Here is a 12,789-nt window from a genome sequence, read left to right as displayed (position 1 = left end):
TTCAGGTTTGAACCACAAGTTAACTCCGATGCGAATCCCGGCATTATGACCAGAAACGTACTGATTATTGAAGACAACCAAAGTATTGCTGACCTGGTTCGCATGCAGGTGGTGGATCTGGGTATGACGCCGCTGCTGTGTGACCGAGGCGACACCGGCCTGGCCCGCTTTCGGGAAGGCGGTATTGACCTGGTCATTCTGGACCTGATGCTACCCGGGCTGGACGGGCTTGCGGTGTGTCGCGAGATTCGCGCCGGCTCCGGCTATGTGCCGGTGCTGATGTTGACCGCCAAAACCACGGAGTTGGACCGGGTGCTGGGTCTGGAAATGGGTGCTGACGACTATCTGACCAAGCCTTTCAGCGTGGCCGAGCTGTCGGCCCGGGTGAAAGCCCTGTTTCGCCGGGTGGACGCCATGGCCGGCGCAGCAGATCAGGCCCGGGAGGAGGGGGAACTGCAGGTGCCGGGGCTGACCATGGATCCTGCCCGGCGGCGGGTGTTCGTCAAGGATCGGGAAGTGGAACTGACCGCGCGGGAATTCGACCTGCTCTGGCACTTTGCCAGCCAGCCGGGCCGTGTGTTCAGCCGCACGCAGTTACTGGACAAGGTATGGGGATACAACCACGAGGGTTACGAGCATACGGTCAATACCCACATCAACCGGCTGCGCGGGAAAATAGAAACGGACCCGTCACAACCGGAATTTATTGAGACCGTCTGGGGGGTGGGTTATCGCTTCCGGGAATGAGGTGTGGCGTGGAGCCCGGGAGGCGTCGTGCTGAAAACCCTCTACACCCGCCTGGCGCTGGGTTTGCTATTGCTGTTGCTTATGGTGGCGCTGCTTTACGGCTTTATCAGCTTCTATTCGCTGAAACAGTACAACGCCTCAGTCAACCAGGAAATCCATCGCAACCTGGCCAGTAACCTGGTGGCAGACCGTAACCTGGTCAGCGAAGGAGCGCTGGACCAGGCGGCCCTGCGGGATCTGTTCGCGCTGTATATGGCAATCAACCCCAGCATTGAGATTTACCTGCTGGATCTTGATGGCACGATTCTGTCCTACTCTGCCGACCCGGCAAAGATCAAACGTAACAACGTATCCCTTGAACCCATTCGCACTCTGCTGGCAAATCCTGAGCAGTATCCGGTACTGGGAGACGACCCCCGCAGCCACGAACGTCAAAAGGTGTTCTCGGTGACGCCGGTGCCTTCGGCGGATCAGCCGGAGGGCTACCTCTATGTGGTGCTCAGGGGCGAGGAATACGATACCGCAGAGACCATGGCCCGGGGCGGTCAACTGGTCGCCCTGAGCGCCTGGGCACTGCTGGTCGCGCTGGTGGTGGTGATGATTGCCGGCCTGCTGGTATTCCGGCTACTGACCGCCCGGCTGACCCGGCTGACCCGGCTGGTGGAAGCGTTCGAAGCCGGTGACATGAGCCAGCACCCGGAACGGACCTGGCGCAGCCAGCGGCCGGTCATCAAGGACGAGATCGACTATCTGGGCGCCACCTTCGATGACATGGCCCAGCGGATTGCCAGCCAGATTGATCTGCTCAGGGAAAAAGACGCTCAGCGGCGACAACTGGTCGCACAGGTGTCCCATGATCTGCGGACACCGCTTGCGTCCATGCAGGGCTACATCGAGACGCTCAAGCTGCGCCGTGACCGGTTAAGCGCTGAGGAACAGGCGAGTTTCCTTCAGATTGCCCTGCAGGAAGGCCAGCGGCTCAGCCGCCTGGTGGATGAACTTTTCGAGCTGGCGGCCCTCGAAGCCAGGGAGAAACAACCGGTGCTCGAACCTTTCCCGCTGGCGGAACTGGTGCATGATGTCGCCCACAAGCACATCCCTGAGGCAGAGAGAAGATCGGTCACGCTGACGGTAAGCGGCAGCCGCCAACTGCCGCTGGCGTTTGCTGACCTGTCGATGACAGAGCGGGTGCTGGATAACCTGATTGGCAATGCCATCACCTACACCCCGGAAGGCGGGCAAATCACCCTTGAACTCGGTGAGAGCGACGGTCAGCCGGAAGTGTCTGTCCGGGACAGCGGCCCGGGCATTCCGGCAAAGGATCTGCCGCATATTTTTGAGCCTTTCTACCAGGGTGATGGTGAAGGCAATGGCGGTCATGCCGGGCTGGGCCTGGCGATTGCGCGGCGGATCATGAGCCTGCAAGGCGGCGATATTCGTGCCGAAAATGTTCAGGAGGGCGGCGCCTGCTTTTCGATCCGGCTGCCCGTGGCGGCTAGCGGACATCATTGATAGAGCCGGACTGATCCTTCAGCCGTTATTGAATCGTAATAATCATGAGAACGACCTGTGACACCTCAGGTACAGACTGATCACAGGTATACACATCGAGAGGTTTGGATATGAAACGCTATCTTTTAATGGTCTCAGCGGCAGCCGCCATTGGCCTGGCCGGCCTCACGGCGGTGGCATCGGACAAGACCGACACCGAATACGCCCCGGACAATCCGGATCTTGCGGTTGCCACTTTTGCCGGCGGCTGTTTCTGGTGCGTTGAGGAAGCTTTTGAAAAGAATGCGCCGGGCGTGGTGGAAGCAGTATCCGGCTATTCCGGCGGGGACGAAGCCAACCCAACTTATCAGCAGGTAGCCGGTGGCCAGACCGATCACACGGAAGCGGTCCAGGTCTACTACGACCCGACCAAAATCACCTATGAAGGGCTGCTTCAGACACTCTGGCGCACCGCCAACCCGACAGACACCAAAGGCCAGTATGTGGATCGTGGCCAGCAATACCGCCCGGCGGTGTTCTATCACAACGAGGAAGAAAAGCGACTGGCCGAGGCGTCCGTTGCTGAACTGGAAGCTTCCGGGCGTTACGACAAGCCGGTTGCCATTGAGATAGTGCCTTTTGAAAAATTCTGGCCAGCGGAGAAATATCACCAGGATTATTACAAAAAGAACCCGGTTCGCTACCAGGTCTATACCTTCAACTCCGGCCGTTACCAGTTCATCGAGAAGGTCTGGGGTGATGATCAGAAAGTGGATTATTCCAAGTATGTTCCGGAGTCAGATATGCAATCCCAACCATCGAGTTCGACCGGCAATGGATTTGATCCGGATACCTTCACCAAGCCGGACGACCAGGCCCTGAAACAGAGGTTGACGGATGAGCAGTATTACGTGACCCAGAAAGACGGCACCGAGCCGGCTTTCAAGAATGAGTACTACGACAACAAACGCCCTGGCCTGTACGTGGATATAGTGTCCGGCGAGCCGCTGTTCTCGTCGGCCGACAAGTATAAATCCAATACGGGATGGCCCAGCTTCACCCGTCCGATCAGCCCGGATATGGTGGTTGAAAAAGAGGACAATTCGTTCTTCATGACCCGCACGGAAATCCGTAGTCGCTATGCGGATTCGCACCTTGGGCATGTTTTTAATGACGGCCCGGAGCCTACTGGCCTGCGCTACTGCATGAACTCCGCTGCCATGGACTTCATTCCCCTTGAGGAAATGGAAGCCCGGGGCTACGGCGAATACATTGATGAGGTCAGAGGCGACAGCTGAGCCCGCGCCTGTTCACAGCCAGAGATCCCCGATGGGGGTCTCTGGCGAGAAGTGATGCCGGATCTGCGCCATCAGCAGTTCGGCCGTGGCGAGGGCATCAACCAGGGCGTTGTGTGAGGTGTAGTGGGGTAGCCCATAGCGCCCGCGACTGTCCGAAAGCCGGATGGACACAGGGGTTTCACGCCGCAGTTTCTGCCAGAAAGTCAGGGTCCGGTTGGGGTTAAGGTGGCTTTCAATGGCCATGGTGTCCAGGAGGGGAAAATCCAGACCCTCGCCGGTACGCCATTGTGTCGCCACATTCAGAAAGGGCCGCTCAATGGCCCGATAGTGGACCACCGGAATCCTGCCCTGCAGATTGGCCAACACATCACCCAGCACTTCATCCAGATCCGGTGCCTTGTCGATGTCGGTGTGGGTAATACCGTGAACGGTAATCGATGTCTGATGCAGGGGTAATGGTGGTTTGACCAGCCAGTGGCGGGCACCTGCGATCTGGATGGTGTTCAGGGTAAAGGGCACCAGCCCGATGCTGACGATGGAATGCTGGTTGGGGTCCAGGCCTGTGGTTTCAAAATCCACCGCAACCATGGGCACATCTTTGATGGGGGTGTCGGCCGCCACACTCCCTGCTTCATAGAAGCGTTTAAGGCGTTCATCTTTTGCTGCCTTTGCAAGGGCCTCAAAGCGTTCTGGCCAGGGCAGTTGCTGGGGCGGATTCTGGTTGTCCGGTGCTTCAGGCATTGCGGACGGCCCCGGCGTTATAGCGGAATCGCAGGAATCGCTGGGCCTGGTTGACTACCTGGAATGCATCCTTCAGGTGGCTGCGCTCGAACGGCGACAGGTCTTCCGGGCGCACATTATTGTCGGGCTCCCGCCCGGCTTCGATTGCCAGAGCCTGGTGCCGGATTCGCACGATCGCGATAAATTCAAACGCATCCCGCAGATTGCCTACCCCGTCCTCTGGAATCAGTTCGGTTTCGCCAATGGCTTTTAGGCGGTTGAAGGTGTTCTGCGCCTTCGAGCCGCAGGCCAGGGCGTGGATCCTGATCAGGTCCGACATGGGCGCTGTGCCGCGGCGCTTCAGGTTAAACGTCTTGTTGTGTTTACCGTCTTCCTCCATCACGAACTGGCGGAAGAAGCCAAGTGGCGGCGTCCGTCCCAGGGCGTTGCGGGCCATCATCGCGAGGAACCGTGGGTTCTTGCTGGCACGCTCGGCAACAAAGCCCTGCAGTTCATCGGCGAACTGTGTCTGCCCGTGTATACCGTCCAGATCGAAAAAGATGTTGCTGTTAAGCAGGGCTTCCGCCGCGGGATTATCGATCCAGTCGGCGAAATAGTCTTTCCAGACCCGCAGTGGCTGGCGCCATTTGTTGTTGGTGGCCATGATGTCGCCGGTGCAATAGCTGTAGCCGCATTCTGCCAGGCCGTCGCTGACAAACTTTGCCAGAGCCTTGAAGTAGTCGTCATGTTCCGCCGGGTCGAAAGCGTCATCCAGCACCATGGCGTTGTCCTGGTCGGTGACCACCAGCTGTTCATCCCGGGCCATGGACCCCAGCGCCATGAAGCAGTAGGGCACCGGCGGCGGACCCAGTTTTTCTTCGCCCAGCTCCAGCAGGCGCTGGCTGAAGCTGCGGCCAATGCCGGCAATGGCACTGCCAATCATGTGGGAATTGGCGTCTTCGTTGACCATTCTTACGAACGTGTCCGGGACATCCTTGCTCAGGCGCTTCAGGCCTTTCACATCTTTCTGATGGTAAATGTTGCTGACCAGGTACAGGCTATTCTGGGATTCGTGTTTGATGATGTCAGACAGCGCAATCACGCCCCGCACGGTCTCGCCGTCCATGACCGGCAGGTGGTGCACATTGTTGTGCAGCATGGTCAGCATGGCTTCGAAAATGAACGCCGTGGACTTGGTCGTTCTGACGCCGGTGGTCATGATGTCGCTGATCGGGGTTTCCGACGGCAGGGCTTCGCTCAGTGCGCGGGTTCTCAGATCCCGGTCGGTGACGATGCCGGCAAGCAACGGTTTGTCACCGGTTTCATCCATTAATGGCAGTGCCGATACTCCATTTTCGGTCATAATCCGCGCAGCTTCCTGCAGCCTCACAGTGTTGGGCGCGGTCACCGGGGGACGGCTGATCAGGCGGGTAACCCGAGCTGTCATTAACTGGTTGGATTTCTCCCGCCGGGACAGCGCCGAGCGCAGGCGCGACCTGTCCTCTACCTCGATAAAATCGGTAAACTCGTCGTGTTCGCACAGGTACTGGAACAGCTCGAAGGGAATCAGGTAAACCAGTGTGTCTTCAATGGCCCGGGCGGGAAACCTGACGGTGCGGTTCATCAACAGGCCGTTCTGACCGAAAATTTCGCCCTCGGTTACCCGATTGTAGAGTTCGCCGGTGCGCCGGAAAATTTCCACCGCACCGCTGCGGATGTAGTGCAGGTAATTGTTATTCTGGCCGAACTCCAGAATATCGGTGCCAGCCCGGAAATAGGACACTTCAATGCCGGACGCCACCCGGTCGAGCATCTCCGGGGGAAGATCATCAAAAGGGGCGTGCTTCACCATGTGGTTTCGGATGTCGATCAGCTCTGCCTGCATTGCGTCATTCCTTGTTGCACTGGTTCAGCGTTAGCATAGCCTAGGCAATATAACAGCCCGGTGGGGTGGGGTTCCATGGCACCGGCAGATCAACCGGAACGGAGAGTGGTTTTGGTGAGGGAACGGGTATTGGTATTGGGGGGCATACGCTCTGGCAAGACGGCGCTGGCGGAATCCATGGTCAGTGAGTCCGGCTTGCCCGTGGTCTACGTAGCCACGGCCACCGCCGGTGATGAAGAAATGGCGGCTCGTATCAAACGCCACCAGGACTCCCGTCCTGCCGGCTGGGGGCTCTGCGAAGCGCCGGTTGAACTGGGCTCAGCCTTGGAGCGTCTCAACGGTGACCCGGAGCCGCCGCAGTTATTGATCGACTGTATGAGCCTGTGGCTGAGCAACCTCCTGTGTGCAGACGACGACGTATTTACCCGCGAGCGGGCGGCTTTTCTGGACGCTGTTCAAACCTACTCTGGCTCGCTGGTGATCGTCAGCAATGAAGTCGGCCTGGGCACCATCGGCATGGACCCGCTCACCCGCCGCTTTTGTGACGAATTGGGGTGGTTGAACCAGGCGCTGGCCCAGGCCTGTGACCGGGTGGTGATGAGCGTCGCCGGCCTGCCGCTGGTGCTTAAAGGCTGACAGGCCCGTGGCTTTCCAGGCAGCTCATGATGCCGTGTTCGGTATTGTCCACCCGCAGGCGGCTGCGGCAGGCGTAGGGCACCCTGATCGCGGAGAATGATCGCTCCAGCGGAATGCTCATGACTTGTGCCAGCAGCATGCCGATGACCCCGCCGTGGCAGACCAGTAGAACCCGCTTGCCTTCCGCCCGTTGTCGCCAGTCCAGCCAGCTTTCCTGGATGCGCTGACTGAAATCTGCCAGGGCTTCACCGCCGGGTGGTGGGCAGGCTACCGGGTCGCTCCAGAATCGGCTGATGGCTTCCGGAGTATGCTCGAGAATATTGGCGGCGGTGCGTCCTTCCCAGTCGCCGAAATGCAGTTCCCGGAAACCGGGCTCTACCTCCAGGGATATCCCTTTTGCGGTTGCAAGTTCCCGGGCAAACGCCTGGCAACGTTGCAACGGCGAGGTCAGCACCAGATCCCAGTGTTCATGGTCGGCAATGGCGTTGCGCATCTGCTGCCAGCCCGTGTCGCTAAGCGGGTCATCCTTGCTGCCTCGGAACATGGGACCGCCTTCCGGTTCGCCATGGCGGATCAGGTCAAAAATGGTGGTGGAGTCTTTCATTGACTAACCCCGGCATCGGCAAAGCTGGCCATGGCATTATGCAGGGCGCAGGCTGACCTCAGCAGGGGCAGTGCGACGGCTGCGCCACTGCCTTCCCCCAGCCGCATACCCAAATGCAAAAGCGGTTCTGCGTTCAGGGTTTCCAGTACCGACCGGTGCCCGGGTTCGGCGGACTGATGGGAAAAGATCAGCCAGGGCCTGGCGGAGGGCTGTTGTCGCACGGCGACAAGTGCCGCAACCGAGACGATAAACCCGTCCACCAGCACCGGCACGCCCCGGGCGGCGCAACCCAGAATGGCCCCGGTCAGGGCGGCAATTTCAAAGCCACCAAGAGAGCTCAGAATGCTTGCTGGGCTGGTGTCTGAACCGTGGCGGTGGAGCGCCCGCTGAATAATGTCCTGCTTGTGCTGGACACCGGCCGGATCCAGCCCGGTGCCCGGGCCGGTTAATCCGGCTGGAGGCCGGTTCAACAGGGCGCAGGCGATGGCGGTGGCACTGGTAGTATTGCCGATGCCCATCTCGCCGCCGATGAAGAGCTTGCAGCCACTTTTGACAGCCCGCTCCGCCGCCCGGTCGCCTGCTTGCAGGGCCGCGTGAAGGTGCTCGCTGGACATGGCGTCTGTTAGCGCGAGGTTGGCGGTGCCGGGGGCAATGGGCTCATTGCGAATGCCCGGCAGGTCCTCCACCGGCCCGACCGTGCCCAGGTTGACGACTTCAAGTGATGCACCCAACTGTTTCGCCAGTACGCTGATGGCCGCGCCACCGCTGGCGAAGTTGGCAATCATCTGCGCCGTGACTTCCTGGGGGTAGGCTGAAACGCCTTCATCGCACACACCGTGGTCGGCGGCAAAAACCGTAATCGCTACCGGGTCGGCGCTGGGCTGGTCTGTGGCCTGTAAACCGGCCAGCTCCACGGCAAGCTGTTCAAGCCGGCCGAGAGAACCCCGGGGTTTGGTCAACTGGTCCTGCCGAGCCTTCGCCCGCTCAATACAGGCCAGATCCGGTTCGGGAAGCGGTGATGACCAGCAGAGCGGTAGCGACATGTGGATATCCTGGCAACAAGGGGTAAGGGTGACCGGGTCGGGTTATGGAATCGCGATGGTCCACTGGCCGGGAATGTGTGTCAAGCGGGCGCCGGAGCGGTAGACTGTCGCCCCATGAATGCTCTGATGATTTCGGCGACAGTGTGCGCGATGGCGGTGCTGATTGATCACTGGCTGGGTGAACCCCGCCGGTGGCATCCACTTGTGGGCTTCGGTCATGCGGTGGCGGCTGCCGAGCGCTGGCTCAATAAAGTGCCTGCCGACTATGGGCAGAGTCTGATCCGGGGCGTCCTGGGCGTTGCGCTTCTGGTAATGCCGTTGATCATTGCGGCTGTCGTGCTCAGCGCTATTTTGCCGGGCTGGCTGTTGCTGATCGCTGAGGTTCTGATTCTGTATCTGGCCCTGTCGGTGCGGGGCCTGGCTGAGCATGGTGTGGCGGTGTCCGATGCACTCAAGGCAGGAGATCTGATGAGCGCCCGTGAGCAGGTAGGCCGGATAGTCAGCCGCAAAGCCCAGGAGCTGGATGAGCCCGGGGTGTCGGCCGCGGCGACTGAATCCATGCTGGAAAACGGCGCCGATGCAGTATTTGCCAGCCTGTTCTGGTTCCTGATCGCCGGGCTGCCGGGGGTGCTTCTGCATCGGCTGGTGAACACCCTGGACGCCATGTGGGGTTATCGCTCCGCGCGTTATCTTTATTTCGGGCGATTCGCGGCGAGGCTGGATGATGTTCTTAACTGGCTACCAGCCCGTCTTACCGCATTGACCTACGCCATCCTGGGTCGCACATCCACGTCACTGCGCTGCTGGCGTGATCAGGCTCCGGGGTGGGACAGCCCCAACGCCGGGCCGGTCATGGCCGCTGGCGCTGGAGCTCTGGGCGTTACACTTGGCGGTCCCGCACCCTACGCTTCCGGTATTCATGACCGCCCGATCCTGGGCGAAGGCCTGGCACCGGGTGCCGATACAATCAACGCGGCGATTCGGCTGGTAAAGCAGGGTGTCTGGCTATGGCTGTCGGTGCTGTTTGTCTTTGGCGCGCTACTGGCGCTGGTAGGTCTCCGCTGATGGTGGCCAGGCCGCACCATGGAGGTCGCCTGAACAACGCGGCCAAGCGCTGGGACATTCCTTTCGACCAGTGGCTGGATCTTTCAACCGGCATCAATCCGCTGGGCTGGCCGGTGCCAGAGGTGCCGGTTTCGGTATGGCAACGGTTACCTGATCCGGACGACGGGCTTGCCAATTTGCTGGGAGCCTGGGTTGGCGCTCCTGAAGACGCGGCCTGTGTGCCGGTGTCCGGAAGCCAGTCGGCCATTATGGCATTGCCTGGCCTGCGTGCGCCGGGCTGCGTTGGTGTACCTGTGCCCGGATATCAGGAGCATGGCCACTGGTGGAAGCGCCTGGGGCATCGGGTTCTGGGAATTCCGCCGGAGCAGATGCTGGACGATGACGAAGGCTGGCTCGATGAGCTGGATGTTCTGGTTTGCATCAATCCCAACAACCCGACGGGCGACCTGATTCCGGTAGAGCGACTGCTCACGTGGCACCGGAACCTGAGCCGCCGTGGCGGTTGGCTGATCGTGGATGAGGCCTTCATTGAAGGCTCCGATGGCCAGAGCATGGCCCGTTTTGCCGGCCAGACAGGCCTGATCGTCATGCGCTCACTGGGTAAATTCTTTGGGTTGGCCGGGTTAAGAGCGGGTGCCGTGATTACCTCTGCGCCGATGGCCGGTCTGCTGGATGACGCCCTGGGCGCCTGGCATCTGAATGGCCCTGCCCGCTACCTGATGGCTAAGGCGCTGGCGGATCAGCGCTGGCAGACGGAAGCCCGGCAAAGGCTGGCCCGGGATAGCCAGCGCCTTCACCATCTGCTTTTGCACGCGGGCCTTCCAGACAGCACGGGAACCCTGCTGTTTCGTTATCTGCCTCAGCTTTCCCTTGAACAGGTTCATGCCCTGGCAGACGGATTGGCGTCGCGGGGTATTCTGGTGCGGGTTTTCGATCAGCCGCCGGCGTTAAGGTTCGGATTGCCGGGCAGTGAATCTGATTGGCAGAAACTTGAGCAGGCCCTCGCGGACCTGACAAAACACATTGACCGGTCAGTGACCGGTTGATAGCCTTGGCCCTCGTTTTCAGGTGCTGACGCGCAACGCTGCGCGAAAGTGAAACGGGAAGCCGGTTAGAGTCCGGCGCTGCCCCCGCAACGGTAAATGAGTCAAAAGCGATCGAACGCGCCACTGTGCCACGGCATGGGAAGGCGATCGCTCAGGGTTGTTGCAACAACCCGCTCATAAGCCCGGAGACCGGCCTGTTAACACACCAGACGCTGCGGAGGGCTGCGAAGGTGGGTGAATCGGCCTGCTTGTAGTCCTCCCGTGCCCGCCTTCGTTCTACGATGTTCTGATCCGTCATGGATCACATGCTCACCTGTCCTGTTTTTACCGCAGCGAACCAGAACCGACCACACGGGTGCGTGTGGTCTGACAGTGAGTACTGATTATGAAATATCCCAGAACCCGTTTGGGCCTGCTGTGGACAGCCGTATTGTTACCGGCACTGAACCTGCCAACTGCCCTGGCTGATGACAAGAGCCAGGCCACCAATCTCGAACCTATCGTCGTTACCGCCAACCTGGGCCCGGAAACCGCCGGCGAAAGCCTGTCATCGGTGACGGTGGTCCGCGATGAAGAAATTCGCCGTCAGGAGTCCCAGGAATTCAAGGACCTGCTTCGGGGGCAGCCCGGCATCGACATTGTGTCCAACGGGTCCTTTGGCAAGAACACCTCAGTGTTTGCCCGCGGCACCTCCAACGACTCCACGGTATTTCTGGTTGATGGTGTTCGCCTGCGTTCAGCCACCAGTGGCGGCGCACCCTGGCAGTATTTTCCTCTCAAACTTGCTGAGCGCGTGGAAATTGTGCGCGGGCCCCGCAGCGCGCTTTACGGGTCGGATGCGGTTGGCAGCGTTATCCAGGCGTTCACGCTGAACCCCGCTGATGGCGGACGATCAGGCTGGATCGAGGCCGGTGCCGGAAACTTTGATACGCAGGAAGTGAGCGGCGGCGTTTCAGTCAGTGGCGACTCAACGCGGCTCAGCCTCAGCGGTCTGCACAAGGAATCCGACGGCACTTCGATTTTTGAAGACGGCGAAGACAAGGGATTCCGTAATTCGGCCGGTGTCGGCCGCCTGACCCATGAGTTTTCCCGCGGCGGCGAGGCATCCCTGGTAATGGTGCAATCGGAGGGAAATAGCCAGTTCGATGGTGGAAATACCGATTTCATGGTGCGGACCCTTGGTCTGAACCTTGAAACGCCGGTCAGTGATTACTGGCTTACAAGCATTCAATTGTCGGAATCCGCAGACGAACAGGAAAACTTCCGTGATTCCGGCGATTCGGTATTCGACACCAAAAGCCGTGATGCCCGCTGGCTGAATACGGTCACACTCGGCGTTCATGAATTCGTCATGGGCGGCGAGCTGAGGGTAGACGAGGTCGACGGTTCCATTGAATTTGTCGAAACCAGCCGCACCAACGCGGCACTGTTCGGGCAGCTGCGGCTGAACTTTGGCCCCACTGATCTAAACCTGTCGCTGCGGGGCGACGACAACGAAGCCTATGGCAAACAGGAAACCGGCGGCATTGCCCTGGGCCACTCTTTTGACCGGTCCCATCGACTGCGCCTGAGCTATGGCACGGCTTTCCGAGCGCCGACCTTTAACGATCTGTACTACCCCCTGGAAACCTTCAGTTTCGGCGGCACCTACGCGGGTAATCCCAATCTTGAGCCCGAAACATCAAGCGCGGTAGAGCTGGGGTTCGGCGGCCGTTACACGGCCTGGTACTGGGATGCGGCGATCTACCAGACCAACGTGGATGATCTGATCGAGCTGCAGACCACCGGCGGTGATACCCGCCCAGTCAACGTCAGCGAAGCTGAAATCCAGGGTTTTGAACTGGCTACCGGATTCAGCAAGGATCAGTGGGATCTTGGCTTGCGTTTGACGCTTGTGGACCCGCGCGATGAGGAAACAGACAACCGCCTGCGCCGTCGCTCCCACCAGTCCCTGCGGCTGGATGTGGATCGGGCACTTGGCGACTGGTCCGTGGGAGCTACTTTTGCTGCCAGCGGTTACCGGTATAACGACGAAGATAACGAAGAGCGGCTGCCCGGCTTCGGCACCCTGGACCTGCGGGCGGGCTGGAATTTCGCGGAAGACTGGAATGCGCGCCTGTCACTGCAGAATGTGACCGACAAACGCTACTCCACAGCGCTTCGGTTTGATGGCGAAGAGTACCTGACGGCTGGCACAACCGGTTTCTTCTCAATTCGTCGCGACTTTCACGGACCGTGATCGCTCTGGAGACTC

Annotated in this window: 11 protein-coding genes and 1 riboswitch; of the genes, 7 read left to right on the top strand and 4 right to left on the bottom strand. The window is 59.9% G+C overall.

The genetic code is table 11. From position 1 onward, the window contains the following. Positions 1-45 precede the first annotated feature (45 nt). The 3 genes from E5Q11_RS11800 (at position 46) to msrB (ending at position 3,536) form a co-directional block, all read left to right on the top strand. A complete protein-coding gene (locus E5Q11_RS11800) occupies positions 46-747 on the top strand; it encodes a response regulator transcription factor (protein ID WP_135803630.1) in 702 nt (233 codons plus the stop codon). Positions 748-774: 27 nt separating this feature from the next. Continuing rightward, positions 775-2,259 (top strand): sensor histidine kinase, encoded by a 1,485-nt coding sequence (locus E5Q11_RS11795; protein ID WP_191964474.1) that lies wholly within the window; start codon positions 775-777, stop codon positions 2,257-2,259. A gap of 110 nt (positions 2,260-2,369) precedes the next feature. After that, positions 2,370-3,536: a peptide-methionine (R)-S-oxide reductase MsrB gene (gene msrB / locus E5Q11_RS11790; protein WP_135803629.1), complete on the top strand. Its 1,167-nt coding sequence runs from the start codon at positions 2,370-2,372 to the stop codon at positions 3,534-3,536. Positions 3,537-3,548: 12 nt separating this feature from the next. On the opposite strand, the gene E5Q11_RS11785 is transcribed toward msrB, so the two are convergent. Together E5Q11_RS11785 and E5Q11_RS11780 are read right to left on the bottom strand one after the other, a co-directional pair. Then, positions 3,549-4,277 (bottom strand): 3'-5' exonuclease, encoded by a 729-nt coding sequence (locus tag E5Q11_RS11785; protein ID WP_135803628.1) that lies wholly within the window; start codon positions 4,275-4,277, stop codon positions 3,549-3,551. Further along, positions 4,270-6,141 carry a putative nucleotidyltransferase substrate binding domain-containing protein gene (locus E5Q11_RS11780; protein ID WP_135803627.1) on the bottom strand — a complete coding sequence of 624 codons (1,872 nt, stop codon included), beginning with the start codon at positions 6,139-6,141 and terminating at the stop codon, positions 4,270-4,272. Before E5Q11_RS11780 ends, E5Q11_RS11785 begins: the two co-directional genes overlap by 8 nt. A 75-nt stretch (positions 6,142-6,216) precedes the next feature. Here E5Q11_RS11780 and cobU point away from each other — a divergent pair, with 75 nt between their 5' ends. Then, positions 6,217-6,777: a bifunctional adenosylcobinamide kinase/adenosylcobinamide-phosphate guanylyltransferase gene (gene cobU, locus E5Q11_RS11775; protein WP_168215653.1), complete on the top strand. Its 561-nt coding sequence runs from the start codon at positions 6,217-6,219 to the stop codon at positions 6,775-6,777. Here the strand turns inward: cobU and E5Q11_RS11770 are convergent. Beyond that, a complete protein-coding gene (locus tag E5Q11_RS11770; RefSeq protein WP_135803626.1) occupies positions 6,767-7,381 on the bottom strand; it encodes a histidine phosphatase family protein in 615 nt (204 codons plus the stop codon). The two genes, cobU and E5Q11_RS11770, sit on opposite strands and share 11 nt — an antisense overlap. Further along, entirely contained in the window at positions 7,378-8,424 is a 1,047-nt protein-coding gene (cobT, locus tag E5Q11_RS11765; protein ID WP_135803625.1) for a nicotinate-nucleotide--dimethylbenzimidazole phosphoribosyltransferase, read from the bottom strand. The genes E5Q11_RS11770 and cobT overlap by 4 nt, the downstream gene beginning before the upstream one ends. 126 nt (positions 8,425-8,550) lie before the next feature. Between cobT and cbiB the strand changes: the two genes are divergently transcribed. From cbiB to E5Q11_RS11750, 3 genes are all read left to right on the top strand, one after another. Then, positions 8,551-9,489, top strand: a complete 939-nt coding sequence (cbiB, locus tag E5Q11_RS11760; protein WP_225315018.1) for an adenosylcobinamide-phosphate synthase CbiB — start codon at positions 8,551-8,553, stop codon at positions 9,487-9,489. Then, the gene (cobD, locus tag E5Q11_RS11755) at positions 9,489-10,535 is read left to right on the top strand and encodes a threonine-phosphate decarboxylase CobD (RefSeq protein WP_135803623.1); all 1,047 of its coding nucleotides are present in this window, start codon (positions 9,489-9,491) and stop codon (positions 10,533-10,535) included. Before cbiB ends, cobD begins: the two co-directional genes overlap by 1 nt. A 3-nt stretch (positions 10,536-10,538) precedes the next feature. Next, positions 10,539-10,747: riboswitch (cobalamin riboswitch) on the top strand. A gap of 173 nt (positions 10,748-10,920) precedes the next feature. Then, the gene (locus E5Q11_RS11750) at positions 10,921-12,774 is read left to right on the top strand and encodes a TonB-dependent receptor domain-containing protein (protein WP_135803622.1); all 1,854 of its coding nucleotides are present in this window, start codon (positions 10,921-10,923) and stop codon (positions 12,772-12,774) included. The last annotated feature ends 15 nt before the right edge of the window (positions 12,775-12,789 follow it).

The sequence above is a fragment of the Marinobacter confluentis genome (assembly GCF_004785685.1).
Lineage (GTDB): Bacteria > Pseudomonadota > Gammaproteobacteria > Pseudomonadales > Oleiphilaceae > Marinobacter > Marinobacter confluentis.
This window is presented reverse-complemented; position numbering and strand designations above follow the sequence as displayed.